The following is a 17640-nucleotide window of genomic DNA, read 5'->3' as shown; positions in this document are numbered from 1 at the left end:
CCTGCGGGTGTGCCTGGGGCGCTGAGTCCGGTAAGCCTGGCGATACGGGCTGTCGCTGGCGTGGGGGGTGGGGTGGTTGACGTGCGGGGTGGGGGTCGGTAACGTACCCCACCCCTAGCGACGCTTTCGGAGCTGCGGGTGGGGGTTCGACACCCACCCGCGTTCTCTGGAGGCTCCCCGATGTCCAGCCGTTCGCCGCTCCGGCGGCGCGACTTCCGGCTGCTCCTGTTCGGACAGACCACCACCCAGCTCGGCACGCAGGTCAGCGGCGTGGCGATCCCGCTGCTCGCCGTCGTGACCCTGGACGCCTCACCCCTGCAGCTCGGCCTCGTCACGGCCTCCGGGACGGTCGCGTTCGCGCTGATCGGCCTGCCCGCCGGCGCGTGGATCGACCGCTGGCGGCGCCGCCCCGTGCTCGTCGCGGCCGATCTGGCCCGCGCGGCGCTGCTGGCCACGATCCCGCTCGCCGCGTTCCTCGGGATGCTGACCATCGCGCAGCTCGTCGTCGTCTCGTTGCTGGCCGGCGCCGCCAGGGTCTTCTTCGACGTCGGCTACCAGAGCTACCTCCCGTCCGTCGTCGGGCGGGCCGGGCTGCTCGCCGGCAACTCGGCGATGGAGACCTTCCGCGCCGGCGGCCAGGTGGCCGGGCCGGGCGTCGGAGGCTGGGCCGTCACCGTGCTCGGCGCCGCGAACGTCGTGCTCGTCCAGGCCGTCACGTTCGCCGTCTCGGCCGCGTCGCTGCTGGCCATCAGGGCTCCGGAGCCGCCCCCGCCTCCGCGCCCGCTGCCGGGCCGGCTCGTCGCGGAGATCAGGGAGGGGCTCGCGTTCGTGGCCAGGACCAGGGTTCTCCGGGCCGTGGCGATCACCAGCGCCGCCGGCAACTTCTCGTTCGCGATCGCCTCGGCGGTGAGCTTCGTCTTCATGGTCCGCACGCTCGGCCTCTCGCCTGCCGCGATCGGGCTCGTGCTCGCGGCGGGCTCGCTCGCCGCCCTGGCCGGCGCGGCCCTCACGCCTCGCCTGGCCCGCCGCGCGGGCTCGGCCCGCGTCATCTGGCTGTCCCTGGCCGTCACGGGCCCCATCGGGCTGCTCAGCCCCCTGGCGCAGCCGGGCTGGGCGCTGGCGCTGCTCGTGGCCGGGACGGCCGCGGGCGAGCTCGGCCAGATCGTGTACGCCGTCACGAACGTCAGCCTGCGCCAGCGCCTGTGCCCCGAGCACCTGCTCGGCCGGGTCAACGCCACCATGCGCTTCCTCATGATGAGCCTGTTCCCGCTGGGCGCCCTGGTGGGCGGGGTGCTCGGGGAGGCGGCCGGGCCGCGTCAGGCACTCTGGACGGCCGCCGTGGTCATCCTGCTGTCACCGCTGCCCGTGTACGCGGCGCTGCGCGGGATCCGCGACGTCGAGGACGTCCCGCCCTGGCACGGGCCCTGAGCACGAGGGGCGGCACCCGGGCCGGGTGCCGCCCCTCGCGGGGCGCGTCAGGCGCGGCGGAGCTGGAAGGTGAGGCCGAGGTCGGCGTCCGTGTGGGACGGCAGGTCCGCGGCGGTGCCCTCCGTGATGCCGGTCGCCAGGACCTCCTCGCCGACCACGTGACCCTCCGCGCGCAGCGCCGCGGCGAGGTCGTCGGACGTGGCGGTCCACCACAGGTCGATGCGGTCGGTGATGGACAGGCCGGTCGACTTGCGGGCCTCCTGCACCAGGCGGATGACCTCGCGCAGCAGGCCGGCGCGGCGCAGCTCGTCCGTCAGCTCCAGGTCGAGAGCCACGGTCTCGCCCGTGCCGGTGCCGATGGCGCCCGTCTCGACCGCCCAGCCCGAGCGGGGCTGCTCGTTGACGATCACCTCGTCGGGGCCCAGCATGACCTCGCCGAGCTCGTCCGCCTCCACCAGGACCGTGGTGCCCGAGCGCAGGGCCCTGGCGACGCGGGTGGCGTCGGCGGCGGTCACGGCGGCGGCCACGAGCTTGGTCTGCGAGCCGAAGCGCTTGCCCAGGGCCCGGAAGTTGGGCTTGACCGTGTAGGACACGAGGTCGGCGCTGAAGCCGGACATGTCCTCCAGCGTCTGGACGTTCAGCTCGTCGGCCACGAGGCCGCGCAGCTCGACGGGCAGCGACGGCCAGCCGTGCGCGCCCACCAGGGCCCGCCGCAGCGGCTGGCGGGTCTTGACGCCCGACGAGGCGCGGGCCGAGCGGCCCAGCTCCACCAGGCGCCGCACGAGGGCCATCTGGTCCGACAGCGCCGGGTCCAGCAGGTCCTCGCGCACCTCCGGCCAGGAGGCCAGGTGGACCGAGGAGGGCGCGTCGGCCGGGCGCAGGACGTCCCACAGGTAGTCGGTGACGAACGGCGTGACGGGCGCCATCAGCCGCAGCACCGTCTCCAGGCACTCGTACAGCGTCGCGAACGCGTCCTGCGAGCCCTGCCAGAAGCGGCGGCGCGAGCGGCGCACGTACCAGTTGGACAGGTCGTCGAGGAAGTCGGCCAGGCGGCGGCCGGCGCGCTGGGTGTCGTACTCGTCGAGCGCCGCGGTGACCTCGGCCACCGTGCGGTGCAGCTCGGCCAGCGCCCAGCGGTCGAGCAGCGGGCGCTGCGCGGCCGGGGTGGCCTCGGCGAGCATGGCCGGCGACCAGGACTCGGCGTTGGCGTAGAGGGTGAAGAACGACGAGGTGTTCCACAGGGTCAGCAGGACCTTGCGGACGATCTCCTCCAGCGTGCCGTGACCCACCCGGCGGGCCGCCCACGGCGAGCCCGCGCAGGCCATGAACCAGCGCAGCGCGTCGGCCCCGTGCTGGTCCATCAGCGGGATCGGCTCCAGGATGTTGCCCAGGTGCTTGCTCATCTTGCGGCCGTCCTCGGCCAGGATGAGGCCGAGGCAGAGCACGTTCTCGTAGGACGACTGGCCGAAGACGAGCGTGCCGACGGCCATCATCGAGTAGAACCAGCCGCGCGTCTGGTCGGTGGCCTCGCAGATGAACTGCGCCGGGTAGACCCCCTCGGGCTTGCCGCGCTCGCCCCACTGGGCGAACGGCATGGAGCCCGAGTCGTACCAGGCGTCGATGACGTCGGGCACGCGCGTGGCGAGGGCGCCGCACGACGGGCAGTCGAAGGTGACGTCGTCGACGAACGGGCGGTGCGGGTCGAGGGCCGAGACGTCCTGGCCGGACAGCGCGCCCAGCTCCTCCATCGACCCGACGCACGTCACGTGCGACTCGTCCTGCGAGCACACCCACAGCGGCAGCGGCGTGCCCCAGTACCGGGAGCGCGACAGCGACCAGTCGACGTTGCCCCGCAGCCACTCGCCGAACCGGCCCCACTTGATCGTGTCGGGGAACCAGTTGGTGTTCGCGTTCTCCGCCAGCATCTGGTCCTTGACCGCGGTGGTGCGGATGTACCAGGAGGGCAGGGCGTAGTAGAGCAGCGCCGTGTGGCAGCGCCAGCAGTGCGGGTAGCTGTGCTCGAAGTGGCCGCCGCGGTAGAGCAGGCCGCGCGCCCGCAGGTCCTCGGTCAGCTCCTCGTCGGCGTCCTTGAAGAACCTGCCGCCGACCATGGGCACGTCGTCGAGGAAGCGGCCGTCGGGGCCGATCGGGTTGACGACCGGCATCTCGTACTTCTTGATCACGGCCATGTCGTCGGCGCCGAAGGCGGGGGCCTGGTGGACCAGGCCGGTGCCGTCCTCGACCGTGACGTAGTCGCCGAGCACGACGTAGTGCGCGCCCGGGATGTCGACCAGGTCGAACGGGCGGGTGTAGCTGGTGTGCTCCAGCTCGCGGCCGGTGAAGCGGGCCACCTCGGTCGCGCCCTCGCCGAGCACCGACAGCAGGGGCTCGGCCACGACCAGCACCTCGCCGCCGGCGGTGCGGGCCGCGACGTAGGTGACGTCGGGGTGCACGGCGACGGCCGTGTTGGAGACGAGCGTCCACGGCGTGGTCGTCCAGATCAGCAGCGCGGCGCCCAGCTCGGCCAGCGGGCCGGAGGTCGCGGGCATGCGGACGTAGACCGACGGGCTGGAGACGGTCTCGTACGCGCCGGGCTGGCCCAGCTCGTGGTCGGACAGGCCGGTGCCGCAGCGCGGGCAGTAGGGGGTGATCCGGAAGTCGCGGAACAGCAGCCCCTTGTCGAAGATGACCTTCAGCGACCACCACACGGACTCGACGTAGGACGGGTCCATGGTGCGGTAGGCCTGGGACAGGTCGATCCAGTAGCCCATCCGCTCGGTCATCTGCTCGAACGCGTCGACGTGCCGCAGCACGGACTCGCGGCACTTGTCGTTGAACTCGGCGATGCCGTACGTCTCGATGTCGCGCTTGCCGGACAGGCCCAGCTCGCGCTCGACGCTCACCTCGACCGGCAGGCCGTGGCAGTCCCAGCCCGCCTTGCGCGGCACGCTGAAGCCGCGCATCGACTTGTAGCGGGGGAACAGGTCCTTGAACACGCGGGCCTCGACGTGGTGCACGCCGGGCAGGCCGTTGGCGGTGGGCGGGCCCTCGTAGAACACCCAGGCGGGGTTGCCCGCGTTCTGCTCCACGGAACGCTCGAAGATCTTCCCGTCCCGCCAGCGGTCGAGGACCTCGCGCTCGAGCGCGGGCAGGTCGACCTGCGCGGGAAGAGAGCGGAATGATGGGGAAGACATCTCGGGCGGGACCTCCACGCTTGATCGGCCGGTTGGCTGGACGCGTGAAGGGACGAAGCCTGGCGGCTCCGCGGTACCACCCTTCTTGACCCCGCCTCGGGCGGGGCCCTCTTCATTTGGTCTGCTGCCGGTTCTAATGAGCTCGCGAGAGCCGTTCTTCCGGCGGCTCCGGGGTGATATCCCTCACAGTCGGGCCCCATCGACGCCTTGCAGACTCAAACCATAACGCAGAGTGGGGGCGAAGGCTTCCCTGTTTTCCTGGTGGCGGCGGCCCCGCGCCGGTACGCGAGTCGTAAACGGCGCAAAGTTGTGGGAATGGACGCCGACGGTGAGGAGTTGAATGCGCGAGGCGGGATAGTACGGGGGAGGTAAACCGTCCGGCGGGTCGTTTGCCGTTCCGTTATATGGATCCTAAGCTGCCCGCACCATTCACGGCCTTGATCAGCAATGGAGGCAGCCATGGCGGCAGTCACGCAGACCGCGACACCCTCGATGTGGTCGGAAGAGGAGCTGGCCGAGGTACGCGGCAGGCTCCAGGAGGAGATCGAGGAGCTCGAGGCGGACATCCTCCGCCACGAGTCGGAGATAGCCTCTGGAGACGTCACCCAGGGCGCGGGCGACGACCAGGCGGACGCCGGCGCCAAGACGTACGAGCGCGAACGCGAGATCGCCCTTACCCTGAATGCGCGCGATCTGGTCGCGCAGAACGAACGTGCGATCGCCAGGATCGACGCAGGGACCTATGGAGTGTGCGAATCGTGCCACAAGCCGATCGGCAAGGAACGCCTCCAGGCGTTCCCGAGGGCGACGCTGTGCGTGGCCTGCAAGCAGAAGGAGGAGCGCAGGTAACCGGCTCCGCCGCAGGCTCGGGAGGCGCAGCGGGCAGGCCCCGCCGGCGCCTCTTCGCCGTCCTCGTGACGCTGGCGGCCGTGATCTACGCGGCCGACCTCGCCACCAAGACGGTGGTGCTGCGCACGCTCGAGGGTGAGCCGCCGCTGGTCGTCATCCCGGGCGTGCTGCAGTTCCGGGTGATCTTCAACTCGGGCGCCGCGTTCAGCATCGGCACGGGGATGACGTTCGTCTTCACCCTCATCGCGGCCGGCGTGGTCGTGGCGATCGTGCGTACGGCGCGCAAGCTCGGCAGCCGGTCCTGGGCCGTCACGCTCGGCCTCCTGCTGGGCGGCGCGACCGGCAACCTCACCGACCGGCTGCTGCGCCACCCCTCGGGGATCGGCCGCTCCTCGCAGCTCCAGGGGCACGTCGTCGACTTCATCGAGGTGCTGCCGGGCAACTTCCCCGTCATCGACTACTTCCCGGTCTTCAACATCGCCGACTCGGCGATCGTCTGCGGCGGCATCCTGGCCGTGTTCCTGGCCTGGCGCAACGTGCAGATCGACGGTTCCAGGGAGGTGGAGAAGGATGACTGAGCAGCGCAGCCTGCCCGTGCCCGACGGCCTGGAGGGCGAGCGGCTCGACGCCGCGCTCTCGCGGCTGTTCGGCTTCTCCCGCACGCGCGCGGCCGAACTGATCACGGCCGGCGAGGTGCTCGTGGACGGCCGCCAGCCCGCCAAGTCGGACCGGGTGCACGCGGGCGCGTGGCTGGACGTGACGCTGCCGCCGCCGGTCACCACCCCCATGCCGGTGGCCGAGCCGGTGCCCGGCATGGCCATCGTGTACGAGGACGACGACATCGTCGTGGTCAACAAGCCCATCGGGGTGGCGGCGCACCCGACCGTCGGCTGGACGGGCCCCACCGTGATCGGCGGGCTGCTCGGCGCCGGGCACACGATCGCGACCAGCGGCGCGGCCGAGCGCCAGGGCATCGTGCACCGGCTCGACGCCAACACCACGGGCGCGATGGTGGTGGCCAAGAGCGAGCACGCCTACTCGCGGCTCAAGCGGGCCTTCAAGGAGCGCACGGTCGACAAGCGCTACCACGCGCTGGTCCAGGGGCATCCCGACCCGTTCAGGGGCACGGTCGACGCGCCCATCGACCGGCACCCGTCGGGCGACGGCCGGTTCGCGGTGGTGGCGGGGGGCAAGCCGTCCGTCACGCACTACGACACGGTGGAGGCGTTCAGGGCCGCGTCGCTGCTGGACATCAAGCTGGAGACCGGCCGCACCCACCAGATCAGGGTGCACATGTCGGCGCTGCGCCATCCGTGCGTCGGAGATCTGCTGTACGGCGCCGATCCGACGCTGGCGGCCCGGCTGGGGATCACGCGGCAGTGGCTGCACGCGGTCGCGCTCGGGTTCGAGCACCCCTCGTCGGGGGAGTGGATGTCGTTCAGCACCGACTACCCGCAGGACCTGCAGAAGGCGCTGGACATCGTCCGCGCGGAGTCCTGAGCCCGCCGCTCAGAAGGACTCCTCCTCCCCCTGCCCCCGCTCCTCGTCGTTGTCGGCCGCCTGACCGTTGTCCGAGCCCTCGACCCGGCCGGGGCTCTCCTCGTCCTTGCTCTTGGTCGGCTTCGGCTCCTTGGTGGGGCTCTTCTTGTTCCCGCTGGGTGACGGGCTGCGCGGCTGGTCGCGGGTCGGCGGCGGGGTGCTCCGCGGCGGTGGCGGCGTCGTGGTGCCCTGTGGCCGGCTCCCCTGCGGCTGGACGCCCTGCGGTGTCGGGGTGCTCTCCGGGCGGGTGGTCTTCAGCTCCGGTGTGGGGGACTCGTACACGGTCGTCGCCTCGGTGGTCACCACGGCGGGCGCGGGGCTGGGGGAGATCGCCTCGCGCGGGCGCTGCGACCACCAGGCGGCGCCCCCGGTGACCAGCCCGACGAGCAGCGCGCCCCCGGCGATCGCGGCCAGCGGCAGCAGGCGCCGCCTGGACCGCCACGGCCGCGGCTCGGCCGGCACGGTGACGGGGCCCGTCCGCTCGGGGGCGTCGCCCGTCAGGATCGCGGCCAGCCGCCGCTCGGCCTCGTCCAGCGACATGCGCTCGGCCGGGTCCTTGCGCAGCAGCCCGTGCAGCACGGGGGCGAGCGCGCCCGCACGGGCCAGCGGCCGGGGCTCGGCGTGCATGACGGCGCCCAGCGTGGCCAGGGCGTTGTCCCGCTGGAAGGGGGAGTGGCCCTCGACGGCCATGTAGAGCGTCACGCCCAGCGACCACATGTCCGAGGCGGGCCTGGCCTGCCCGCCGGCCGCGCGTTCCGGCGCCATGAAGGCGGGGGTGCCGACCAGGATGCCCGTCCTCGTGACGGGCGCCTCGTCCTCCGTGGTGGCGATGCCGAAGTCGGTCAGCACCGCGCGGCCGTCCTCCGACAGCAGCACGTTGTCGGGCTTGACGTCGCGGTGCAGCACGCCGGCCGCGTGCGCCGCGCGCAGCGCCTCCAGGAGCTGCACGCCGATGCCGGCGACCTCGGCGGGCGGCATGGGGCCGTCGTCGCGGATCAGGGCGCCCAGCGTGCGCGAGGGCACGAGCTGCATGACGATCCAGGGATGGCCGCGCTCCTCCAGCACGTCGTAGACGGTGGCCACGCCGGGGTGCGCCACCCGGCCCGCGGCCCTGGCCTCACGGAAGGTGCGCACGGCGAACTCGTCACGCTCGGGGCCGCTCATGTTCGGCGGCGGCAGGACCTCCTTGACGGCCACGTCCCGGCCGAGCACCTCGTCGTGGGCATGCCACACCATGCCCATGCCGCCCTTGCCGATCGTTTTGAGCAGCCGGTAACGCCCACCGACCACCAAGCCAGCTGAATCGGACATGGACGGCGACTACCCAAGAAGCATCCGGGCAAGCGCGGTGACGACGGCCGCCGACGCCAGGACGACGAGGAACGGCGCCCGCAGCAGCAGCGCCACCACCGCCGCCCCCAGCCCCGCCGTCCGGGCCGGATCGAAGCTCAGCCCGCCCTCAGCGGTGAACGTCTGCACCGCGATCAGCGCCGCCAGCAGCGCCACCGGCACCAGCTCCGCGAACCTGCGCACCCGCGGATGGTCCAGCACCCGCCGGGGCGCGGCCAGGCCCGCCAGCTTCAGCGCGTAGCAGCCCAGGCAGACGGCGGCGATCGCCCACCACAGCGTCATCGCAGCATCACCGCCAGCACCGCGACGGCCGACAGCAGCACCGGCACGCCGGCGGGCAGGAACGGGGTGGCGCACAGGGCGATCGCCGCCGCCCCCGCGGCCAGCCAGCGCAGCTCGGCGCTCTCGGCCAGCCGCGGCCACAGGATGGCCAGGAACGCCACCGGGCCCACCACGTCCAGCCCCAGCACGCCCGGGTCGCCCAGGAACGAGGTACCGTACGCGCCGGCCAGCGTGCTGAGGTTCCAGGCGATGTACAGGCTGGCGAACGTGGTGACGAAGCCCGTGCGGGCCGCCTCGGGGTCCGGCTGGGCCATGGTGACGGCCGTGGTCTCGTCGATGACGCCGTGGGCGGCCAGCAGCCGGCGCGGGCCGCGTACGCGCAGGAGGCCGGCCATGCGCAGGCCGTAGAGCGTGTTGCGGCCGCCGAGCAGCACCGCGCCGAGCGTGGCGGCCGCCAGGTCGCCGCCGGCGGCGACCGCGCCGGTCAGCGCGAACTGCGAGGCGCCCGTGAACGCCAGCAGGCTCAGCACGCACGCCTGCGGCACGGACAGGCCCGCGGTGACCGCCGCGGCGCCGAAGGCGATCCCGGACAGCCCCACGGCCAGTCCCACGCCGAGACCGTCCCGCACGGCGGCGGAACGGGAGGTTGTCTCTTCCATGCCGCCCGAGGCTAGGCGTTGGGCGAATCGTCCGTCTTGTACGTTCCTGCAGCGCGTTGGTAGGCGGCAGGCGGAACGCCCACGATGCGCTTGAAGTGACGGTTCAGATGGGCCTGGTCGGTGAAGCCCACCTCGGCGGCCACCTGTGCCGGCCGCACGCCGGACTGCAGCAGGTGGCGGGCCCGGCGCACCCGCAGCGAGGTCAGGTACGCGTGCGGCGGCAGCCCTGTCGCGGCCTTGAACGCCCGCAGCAGCGCGAACGGCCGCGCCCCCACCGCCCCGGCCAGGTCCTCCAGCGTCGGCGGGTCCACGAGGCTCTCGTGCAGCAGATCGAGCGCCGCCCGCACCGCCCGCCTGCCCTCCGCCGGCAGCACCGTGGCCGGCCTGGGCGCGGCGTGGCGGGCCACCAGCCTGGCGAACAGCGTGCGGCTCAGCGTCGAGGCCGCCAGCGCGTCACCCCGCTCGGCCGCCTCGTGCGCCCGCGCCAGCAGCGCCGCCACCTGGTCGTCGCGCACCACCTGCCGCGGGAAGTGCGGCGTGCCGCGGGGCGCGCCCAGCTCCGCCGCGACGCCGCTCAGCGCGTCGATCGACGGATAGAGCATGCGGTACGCCCACCCGCCCGGCACGCCCGCCTGCCCCGTGTGCACCGCGTCGGGGTTCACCAGGACCAGCTCGCCCGCTCCCGCCCGGTGCAGCGTGCCCCGGTAGTCGAACTCCTCGACGCCCGAGACGATCAGGCCGATCGCGTAGCCGTCGTGCACGTGCCTGGAGAAGCGGTGGGTGACGTAGCGGGCCTTGAGCAGGTCCGTCTCCGGCACCGCCGGGTGCCGCCAGAACCGGGCCTGCTCCTTCACAGCGGCCTGAACGTCCTGGCGAACGTCTCGAAGTAGTGCCGGTCCTCGGCCCAGCGTGCGTGCGGGGTCTCCCAGTACAGGGCGTACGGGCGGCCGTCCTCGGTGTGGAAGCCGCGGTTGATCACGTGGATCGTCTGGCCGTTGCGCACCCGGGTGAACTCCCAGTCGGCGGCCTTCACGCCCAGGTAGTCGACCGGCCTGATGCGGACCCGCTTGTACTGCTGGAACTCGCCCTTCGCCCGGATCTCCCTCTCCAGGCCGAGCCAGTGCTGCTCCGGGTCGTCCCACGGGATGTCGGGGACGGTCCACTCCACGATCAGCGTGCCGGGGGTGCCGGGGCCCTTGATGGCGATGCTGTCCCGGTCAGGGTTCTTCACCGGGCGCCACTGCCCGGGCATGGCGATCTGGAAGCGGCCGATCGCGCTCCTGTAGGAGCGCCAGCCCGCCGGGACCGCGGTGCGGGTGGGCCGTGGCGTGGTGGCGGTCGGGGTGGGCTCGGTGGTGGGCTCGGTGGTGGGCTCGCCCGTCGTGGGGGACGGGCCGGCCCCGGTCGGACCGGTGGCGGGGCCCGCGGTGGGGCCCGTGGTGGGGCCCGTGGTGGGGCCCGTGGTGGGGCCCGTGGTGGGGGACGTGGCCGTCCAGCGGTCGGACAGCAGCACGCCGCCCGTGCCCAGCACCGCCACGGTCGCCAGCGCGGCGGGCAGGCCGATCCACAACGCCTTGCGGCGCCCGCCGGCGGGCCCGCGCCGCTGGTCGGGCATCGTCGCGTGCGAGGGGCCGGCGTCCGGGCCGGTGCCGGCCGCCTGCCAGCCGGTCCCGCCCGGTCCGGTGCCCGCACCCGGCTGCCAGGACGGCGGCGGCGTGTCGGGCGCGCCGGGGTGCGGCGTTCCAGCACCGGAGTGCGGTGTGAGGCCGCCAGGATGCGGTGTGAGGCCGCCGGGATGCGGTGTGAGGCCGCCGGGGTGCGGCGCGGGGGCGCCGGGGTGCGGGGCGGGGGCGCCGGGGTGTGATGTGAGGCCGCCGGGGTGCGGGGCGGGGCCGGCGGGTGTGCCGGTCGGCGGGGCGGCGGCTTCGTACAGGAGCCTGGCGGCCTGCTCGGCGGGCAGCCGCGCGCCGGGGTCGCGGCGCAGCAGGCCCATGATGACCGGCTCCAGCACGCCGGCCCGCACCGGCGGCTCCGGCTCGTCGCGCAGCACCGCCGCCACCGTCGCCGCCCACGAGTCGCGCTTGAACGGCGGCCGGCCCTCGACCGCCGCGTACAGGGTGGCGCCCAGCGACCACAGGTCGGACTCGGGGCGCGCGGGGTCGCCGTTCAGCCGCTCCGGCGGCATGTACGCGGGCGTGCCCACCAGGCCGCCCGTGGCCGTCAGCCCCGCCTCGGTCTCCATCGAGGCGATCCCGAAGTCGGTGAGCACGACGCGGCCGTCGTCGGCCAGCAGCACGTTCTCGGGCTTGACGTCACGGTGCAGCACCCCGGTGGCGTGCGCGGCGCGCAGCGCGTCGAGCAGCCGGCCGCCGATCACCGCGACCTGCGCCGGCCGCAGCGGCCCGCTCTCGCCGATCACCTGCGCCAGCGAGCGCGAGCGGACGAGCTGCATCACGATCCACGGCCGGCCGTCCTCCTCCACGACGTCGTGGATGACGACCACCGACGGGTGGTCGAGGCGCCCGGCCGCCCTGGCCTCCCTGATGGTCCTGCGGTTGAGCTCGGCCCGCTTGGCGTCGCCGACACCCGTGTAGCGGACCTCCTTGATCGCCACCGTACGGTCGAGCAGCTCGTCGTGGGCCCGCCAGACGACGCCCATCCCACCCTCGCCGAGCGGCTCGATGAGGCGATAGCGGTTGCTGACGTGCACGCAGCGAGCCTACCTACTTGGGGGGAACGAACGTCGCGCAGAATCCTTCGAAGAAGTCGTAGTCCTTTTTCCAGTGGCTGCTCAGCGTGTGCCAGTAGATGGCGTACGACTTCCCGTCCTCCGCGACGAACCCCCGGTAGCGGATGCGGCTCTTGCCGGTGTGGGTGGGCCAGTAGAAGTCCCAGTCGGCGGCGGCCTCGCGGAAGTCGACCTTGTCGATGCCGATCTTCTTGTAGCCGCCGTAGCGGTCCTTGAGGCTCGGCTCCAGCTTCTTCCAGCCCTTCAGCGGGTCCTTGCCCAGCTTGGGCATCTCCTCGACCCGCACGTGCGCGTTCGGCGCCCCGCCGGGGCCCTTGAACTCGACGCTCCTGCCGGTGCGCGTCCACTCGTCCCAGCCCTTGGGCAGGCCGATCTTGAAGCCGAGCTTCTTGTCCGTGTAGTACTTCCACCCGGACGGCAGCGGGTCCTTCTCGGCCTCCTTGGTCTCCTCGGGGGCCGAGGTGGGCGAGGAGCTCGGGGACGCCGGCGGCGAGGACGAGACCGTGGGCGAGGCCGATGGCGAGGCCGAGGACGAGGGCGACTGCGAGGCGGGCGCGCTCGGCGACGGGCTCGTCGTGACGGCCGCCGCACGCGCGCCGGCCTGCCGCCCGGCCTCGTCGTCGGGGGCCGAGTTCAGGCCGAGGTAGCCGCCCACGATCGCCACCAGCAGCACCGCCACGGCCGCCGCGATGACGATCGTGGGCTTGCGCTGCGGGTCTGGCCTGGCCGCGTCCATCGTGGACCCGGCGGGCGGCCGCGGCGGCTCCACGGTCGGCGTCTGCGGGATGCGCGCGCCGGTCTCGGGCATGGCCTCCTGGGGGGCGCGGGCGGCCAGGAGGTTCGGGTCGGTCGGGGTGTCGTCCTCGACGGGCTCGTACGGGCGCCTGGCCTTGGCGGGGCCCGGCCGCTTCGGCCTGGCCGGGGGCGCGGCGGGGCGCTTCGGCTCGGCCGGGGCCGGCACGTGCAGCTCCTGCGCGGCGGGGAACTGCTTGGTGAGCGGCGGGTTCGACGGCGAGGTCGAGCCGGTGTCCGGCTCGGCGGCGTTCATGTCGCGCAGGGCCCGGCGCAGCATGCGCTGCGTCTCCTCGTACGACAGCCGCTGCACCGGCTCCTTGACCAGCAGCCCGTTGATCACGTCGGTGAGCGGGCCCGCGTGCGTGAGGGGATCGGGCTCGTCGGTGAGCACGGCGTGCATGGTGGCCAGCGCCATCCCGCGCTCGTGCGGGGAGCGGCCCTCCACCGCCGTGTACAGCGTGGCGCCCAGCGACCACAGGTCGGACTCGCGCCGCGCGGGCAGGCCCTTGAGCCGCTCGGGCGCGATGAACGCCGGCGTGCCCGCCAGGCCCGTCACGGTGAGCTGCGTCTCGGTCTCCAGCGTGGCGATGCCGAAGTCGGTGAGCACGACGCGGCCGTCGTCGGCCAGGAGCACGTTCTCGGGCTTGACGTCACGGTGCAGCACGCCCGCCTCGTGGGCGCGGTGCAGCGCGTCCAGCACGGCCAGGCCGATCTCGGCCACCCGCTTGGGCGGCAGCGGCCCGTCCTGCTTGATCACGGCGCCCAGCGAGCGCGACTGGACGAGCTGCATGACGATCCAGGGACGTTCATCCTCCTCGATCACGTCGTGCACGACGATCACGTTGGGATGCTCGAACCTCGCCGCCGCTCTCGCCTCGCGCATCGTGCGCCGGTTCAGCAGCTGCACCTCCTCGCCCAGGGCGGCGGCGTACCTGACCTCCTTGACCGCGACCGTGCGGTCAAGGAGCTCGTCGTAGGCGCGCCAGACGATGCCCATCCCGCCCCTGCCGATGGGTTCCTGCAGCTGGTAGCGGCCGGCGATGCGGCGTCCGTCCTGCTTGCGATCCGACATCAACGGCCTCAAACCCTCCTCTAGGCCAAGAAATACTCTCACGGGCAGGGATCAACGGCGACTCGCCCGAAGGCCAGTCCGGCATGTGAGAAGCGCCGCCCAGCAGGTGGAGGCGCGGGTGTAGGGTTCAGATATGACTTGTCGTCGCTACGCGTTTACCGAGCCGGCTCCGGGAGAGCCGGTCGTCAGCTAGCGACCACCTGGAGTCGGCACGAGGCAGAGACAACCGTCTCTGCCTTTTTGGTTTCCGCCGGCTCCGAGGGCCGGCCACAGTGGGGAGTCGGGATGTCATCGACGTTGGAACGGCACGCGGTCGCCGTGGGCGGCCTCCTCGTGGGAGCGGGGCCCGCGGTGGTGATCGGCGACCGGGTGAGCCTGCGCACAGACGCGCCTGCCGCGTTGCGCGCGGGCGTCACGCTCGCCGAGCCGGCCACGGCCGCCGACCTGCCGGCCATCGCCGAGCACGCGGCGGCCGTCGTGGTGGGGGCGTCGTGGACGCGCGACATCCCCCTGGTGCGCGCGGCGGCAGGGCTCGGGCTGCCGGTCGTGGTGGAGCGGCGGGCGTCGGCCTCCATGGAGGAGTGGCTGGGGCTGGCCGCCTACTGCGCGGGCGAGGGCGACGGGAGGGTGATCCTCTGCGAGGGGGGCGGCCGTCCCGATCTGGCGCTCGTCCGGGCCGCGCGGGCCGCCTCGGGGCGTCCCGCACTGGTGGACGTCTCCGCCGACATCGGCCTGTCGGCCGCCGCCGTCGCGGCCGGCGCCGACGGCCTGATCATCGGCACGGGCCAGGCGCAGACCCCGGCGGCCGGACGGCGGGTCGCCGAGGAGGCCGTGACCGTCGTCGGCGCGCTGCTGCGCGACGAGACGCCCGGCACGCTGCCCGAGTGCAGGCAGGCGATCGACCGGGTGGACGCCGCCCTGGCCACGCTGCTGGAGCGGCGGGCCGAGCTGGCGGGCATCGTGCAGCGGCTCAAGCCCGTCGGCGGCTTCGCCGGGCGCGACCTGGGCAGGGAGCGCGACGTGGTGGCCAGGATGGCCGTGCGGGCGCCCGCGCTGGGCGAGTCGCGGCTGTCGGCCATCATGAACGCCGTCATCGAGGCGGGGCTGCACCTCGCCGAGGAGCGTTCGGGTCGGTGACCAGCACGTTGTTCATCGGGCGGCCGGGGCCGGCGGCGATCTGCCCGGTGATGAGCTCGGCGAAGCGGCGGTAGCCGTCGCCCGTCGGGTGGTAGCTGCGCGCGTTGACCCGCAGCTCGTCCATGTCCACGGCCAGCCCGTTCAGGAACGGGCGCGGCCGGCCCACCTCGTGTCCCGTGAACGCCTCGTAGGCGTCCACGTACTCGGCGCTGCCCGGCGCCCCGAACGCCGCGATGGCGCGGTCGAACTCGGCCACCACCGACCCCACCGTGTCGTTGAGCCGCCGCGTCATGGTGTTCAGCCAGCGCTGGTCGGCCACGGTCAGGTTGTCGACGGTCTCCACCGGCTCCTTCGGGAACGGGCGCGGGTAGCCGAGCACGATGACGCGCGCGGCCGGCGCGCGCACGCGCACCTCCTTGAGCACCTTGAGCATGCTCGTACGCAGCTCCTCGATGCGCCGGTTGACCGCGGCATCCTGGTCGACGCAGGCCGTCGACCACGGGATCTTGACGATGCAGCCCGTCAGCACCTTGGAGAAGCCGGCGTCGTTGCCCCCGATGCTCAGCGTCACCAGGCTCGCCGCCGCGCTCACGCGGGTGATCTGGGGCGGCTGGCCGTGCTGGCCCGACAGGAGCTCGCGGGTGGTGGCGCCGCTGCAGGCGTAGAAGGCGGTGCCGCCGCCGAACCGGTAGGCCTCGGCGACGAGCGGCACGTAGGAGCCCTCGGACCGGTGGCAGCGGCCGGCCCCGTCGTTGACCGGCGCCTGGCTCAGCTCCCACACCCCCTCGCCGGAGGAGTAGGAGTCGCCGAGCGCCACGTACGTGCCGCTCTGGGCCACCTGGACGGCCGTAAGCCTGGTGACCCGCGGTAACTCGCCCTGCGGCGCGGCGCCGGTGGGGCAGCCCGCGTCCAGCACGGCGCAGGCCAGCTTGGGGTAGAGGCCCAGGGGCAGGCACGCCACGGCCAGCGCGACGCCGATCGCGGCCGCGGCCGCCGTCTGGACGATCTTCCGTCTCGCAGCGTCCAGTGCGACCTCCCTGCCCGGCGACTCCTCTGCTGCGCCATCGAGACTACCCAGCGACCCCGCCGCCGCGGGCCCGCCGGTGGCGGCGGCCTTCAGGACGGGCGGCGGCGCCGGACGGTCCACCAGCCCAGGGCGATGGCGGCGACCAGCAGGGGGATCAGGTAGAACGCCACCCGCTGGTCCTGGTCGGCGAACGGCATCAGCGCCACCACCAGCGCCAGGAACGCCATGGTGAGCCAGTTGGTGTAGGGCGAGCCGGGCATCGGGAAGTCCGAGCGGTGGCCCGTGCGGCGCAGCCGGGTCTGGCAGTGCACCAGCACCCCCCACGTGGTGATCACGCCCAGGGAGGCCACGGCGGTGGCGATGTTGAAGGCCCGCTCCGGCAGGAAGTAGAACAGCGCCACCCCCGCCAGGAACATGGCCGCGGTGAACAGGATGCCGCCGATCGGCACGTGCCTGGTGCTGAGGGCGCCGGCGAAGCGGGGCGCCTCCTGCTTCATGGCCATCGAGCGCAGGATGCGGCCCGTGGCGTACAGGCCGGAGTTGCAGGACGAGAGCGCCGCGGTGATCACGACGAGGTTCATGGCGTCGGCCGCCCACGGGACCCCGAGCCCGGAGAAGACCGTCACGAACGGGGACGTGCCCGCGCGGTAGGAGGTCCACGGCAGGACCATGGCCAGCAGCGCCACCGAGCCCACGTAGAAGACCGCGATCCGCCACACCACGCCGTTGATGGCCTTCGGCATGACCTCGTGCGGCCTGGCCGTCTCGCCCGCCGTGATGCCGACCAGCTCGATCGAGGCGTACGCGAACACGACCGACTGCAGGCTCATCAGCACCAGCGGGAACCCGGTCGGGAAGAACCCGCCGTGCGAGACCAGGTTGTGCGGCCCGGCCTCGCCGATCGCGAACACCACCAGCACCAGGCCGACGACCAGGAACACCGTGATGGCCAGGACCTTGAGCATGGCGAACCAGAACTCCAGCTCGCCGAACAGGCGCACCGACAGCAGGTTGACCGTCATGACGAAGCCGAGCGCGATCAGCGCCGTGAGCCACTGGGGGAAGGCCGGGGCCCAGTAATGGATGTAGGCGGCGATCGCGGTCAGCTCAGCGACGCCGGTGGCGGCCCAGTTGATCCAGTACATCCAGCCGCTGGCGAAGGCCGCCCACGGGCCGATGAACTCGCCGGCGTACTCGACGAACGAGCCGGAGACCGGCCGGTAGAGCACGAGCTCGCCGAGCGCCCGCATGACGAAGAACGCCGCCACCCCGGCGGCGGCGTAGGAGAGCACCAGCGCGGGACCCGCGGCGGCCAGCCGCCCCCCGGAGCCCAGGAACAGCCCCACGCCGATGGCGCCGCCGATGGCGATCATCTGGACCTGGCGGTTGCCCAGCGCGTGCGTGTATCCCTCTTCGGTCTGCGTGCGCACCTCGTGACTCCTCGATCACCCAGTGTGAATCCGAGGATATCGGTGCTGCTGATCGCCGCGGCCCGCGGCGCGCCGGGCCCCGGGGGCGCCGGATGGGCCCCGGGTTGTCGGTCGGGGCCACTAAAGTCA

14 protein-coding genes are annotated in these 17640 nt (G+C 73.2%); 5 read left to right on the top strand and 9 right to left on the bottom strand.

Going from position 1 to position 17640, the window contains the following annotated elements; translation table 11 throughout:
* Positions 1 to 180: 180 nt before the first annotated feature.
* Positions 181 to 1428, top strand: a complete 1248-nt coding sequence (locus ACBJ32_RS11410) for an MFS transporter (protein WP_375126670.1) — start codon at positions 181 to 183, stop codon at positions 1426 to 1428.
* Between the two features lie 47 nt (positions 1429 to 1475).
* Here the strand turns inward: ACBJ32_RS11410 and ileS are convergent, their stop codons facing one another.
* A complete protein-coding gene (gene ileS, locus ACBJ32_RS11405; RefSeq protein WP_375126669.1) occupies positions 1476 to 4622 on the bottom strand; it encodes an isoleucine--tRNA ligase in 3147 nt (1048 codons plus the stop codon).
* A gap of 459 nt (positions 4623 to 5081) precedes the next feature.
* Between ileS and ACBJ32_RS11400 the strand changes: the two genes are divergently transcribed.
* From ACBJ32_RS11400 to ACBJ32_RS11390, 3 genes are all read left to right on the top strand, one after another.
* The gene (locus ACBJ32_RS11400) at positions 5082 to 5471 is read left to right on the top strand and encodes a TraR/DksA C4-type zinc finger protein (RefSeq protein ID WP_357866027.1); all 390 of its coding nucleotides are present in this window, start codon (positions 5082 to 5084) and stop codon (positions 5469 to 5471) included.
* 65 nt (positions 5472 to 5536) lie between these two features.
* Entirely contained in the window at positions 5537 to 6049 is a 513-nt protein-coding gene (lspA, locus tag ACBJ32_RS11395) for a signal peptidase II (protein ID WP_375126668.1), read from the top strand.
* The gene (locus ACBJ32_RS11390) at positions 6042 to 6971 is read left to right on the top strand and encodes an RluA family pseudouridine synthase (protein WP_357866030.1); all 930 of its coding nucleotides are present in this window, start codon (positions 6042 to 6044) and stop codon (positions 6969 to 6971) included. The genes lspA and ACBJ32_RS11390 overlap by 8 nt, the downstream gene beginning before the upstream one ends.
* Before the next feature lie 9 nt (positions 6972 to 6980).
* Here the strand turns inward: ACBJ32_RS11390 and ACBJ32_RS11385 are convergent, their stop codons facing one another.
* The 6 genes from ACBJ32_RS11385 to ACBJ32_RS11360 are packed head-to-tail and all read right to left on the bottom strand — an operon-like array spanning position 6981 to position 13917.
* Complete coding sequence (locus ACBJ32_RS11385; RefSeq protein ID WP_375126667.1) at positions 6981 to 8321, bottom strand: serine/threonine-protein kinase; 1341 nt, start codon at positions 8319 to 8321, stop codon at positions 6981 to 6983.
* Positions 8322 to 8330: 9 nt separating this feature from the next.
* Positions 8331 to 8642, bottom strand: a complete 312-nt coding sequence (locus ACBJ32_RS11380; RefSeq protein ID WP_185106693.1) for an AzlD domain-containing protein — start codon at positions 8640 to 8642, stop codon at positions 8331 to 8333.
* Complete coding sequence (locus ACBJ32_RS11375) at positions 8639 to 9301, bottom strand: AzlC family ABC transporter permease (RefSeq protein ID WP_357866033.1); 663 nt, start codon at positions 9299 to 9301, stop codon at positions 8639 to 8641. The genes ACBJ32_RS11380 and ACBJ32_RS11375 overlap by 4 nt, the downstream gene beginning before the upstream one ends.
* A gap of 11 nt (positions 9302 to 9312) precedes the next feature.
* Positions 9313 to 10155, bottom strand: a complete 843-nt coding sequence (locus ACBJ32_RS11370) for an AraC family ligand binding domain-containing protein (protein ID WP_375126666.1) — start codon at positions 10153 to 10155, stop codon at positions 9313 to 9315.
* Positions 10152 to 12011: a serine/threonine-protein kinase gene (locus ACBJ32_RS11365; RefSeq protein ID WP_375126665.1), complete on the bottom strand. Its 1860-nt coding sequence runs from the start codon at positions 12009 to 12011 to the stop codon at positions 10152 to 10154. The genes ACBJ32_RS11370 and ACBJ32_RS11365 overlap by 4 nt, the downstream gene beginning before the upstream one ends.
* Positions 12012 to 12024: 13 nt before the next feature.
* On the bottom strand, positions 12025 to 13917 hold the full coding sequence (locus ACBJ32_RS11360; RefSeq protein ID WP_375126664.1) for a protein kinase: 1893 nt from the start codon (positions 13915 to 13917) through the stop codon (positions 12025 to 12027).
* A 285-nt stretch (positions 13918 to 14202) separates the two neighbouring features.
* Between ACBJ32_RS11360 and ACBJ32_RS11355 the strand changes: the two genes are divergently transcribed.
* A complete protein-coding gene (locus tag ACBJ32_RS11355) occupies positions 14203 to 15054 on the top strand; it encodes a chorismate mutase (RefSeq protein WP_375126663.1) in 852 nt (283 codons plus the stop codon).
* Here ACBJ32_RS11355 and ACBJ32_RS11350 read toward each other — a convergent pair.
* Positions 15008 to 16201: an SGNH/GDSL hydrolase family protein gene (locus tag ACBJ32_RS11350; RefSeq protein WP_375126662.1), complete on the bottom strand. Its 1194-nt coding sequence runs from the start codon at positions 16199 to 16201 to the stop codon at positions 15008 to 15010. The two genes, ACBJ32_RS11355 and ACBJ32_RS11350, sit on opposite strands and share 47 nt — an antisense overlap.
* A complete protein-coding gene (locus ACBJ32_RS11345; protein ID WP_375126661.1) occupies positions 16171 to 17511 on the bottom strand; it encodes an amino acid permease in 1341 nt (446 codons plus the stop codon). The genes ACBJ32_RS11350 and ACBJ32_RS11345 overlap by 31 nt, the downstream gene beginning before the upstream one ends.
* Positions 17512 to 17640 lie beyond the last annotated feature (129 nt).

The sequence above is a fragment of the Nonomuraea sp. GTA35 genome (assembly GCF_041950525.1).
Taxonomy (GTDB): domain Bacteria; phylum Actinomycetota; class Actinomycetes; order Streptosporangiales; family Streptosporangiaceae; genus Nonomuraea.
Note: the sequence above shows the minus strand (reverse complement) of the source record. Positions and strands in the feature narration are given on the sequence as shown.

Bases quoted from the DNA above. Each gene is read 5' to 3' on its own strand.
- ACBJ32_RS11410 (WP_375126670.1), top strand. From the start codon at position 181: ATGTCCAGCCGTTCGCCGCTCCGGCGGCGCGACTTCCGGCTGCTCCTG.
- ileS (WP_375126669.1), bottom strand. From the start codon at position 4,622: ATGTCTTCCCCATCATTCCGCTCTCTTCCCGCGCAGGTCGACCTGCCC.
- ACBJ32_RS11400 (WP_357866027.1), top strand. From the start codon at position 5,082: ATGGCGGCAGTCACGCAGACCGCGACACCCTCGATGTGGTCGGAAGAG.
- ACBJ32_RS11390 (WP_357866030.1), top strand. From the start codon at position 6,042: ATGACTGAGCAGCGCAGCCTGCCCGTGCCCGACGGCCTGGAGGGCGAG.
- ACBJ32_RS11385 (WP_375126667.1), bottom strand. From the start codon at position 8,321: ATGTCCGATTCAGCTGGCTTGGTGGTCGGTGGGCGTTACCGGCTGCTC.
- ACBJ32_RS11380 (WP_185106693.1), bottom strand. From the start codon at position 8,642: ATGACGCTGTGGTGGGCGATCGCCGCCGTCTGCCTGGGCTGCTACGCG.
- ACBJ32_RS11375 (WP_357866033.1), bottom strand. From the start codon at position 9,301: ATGGAAGAGACAACCTCCCGTTCCGCCGCCGTGCGGGACGGTCTCGGC.
- ACBJ32_RS11360 (WP_375126664.1), bottom strand. From the start codon at position 13,917: ATGTCGGATCGCAAGCAGGACGGACGCCGCATCGCCGGCCGCTACCAG.
- ACBJ32_RS11355 (WP_375126663.1), top strand. From the start codon at position 14,203: ATGTCATCGACGTTGGAACGGCACGCGGTCGCCGTGGGCGGCCTCCTC.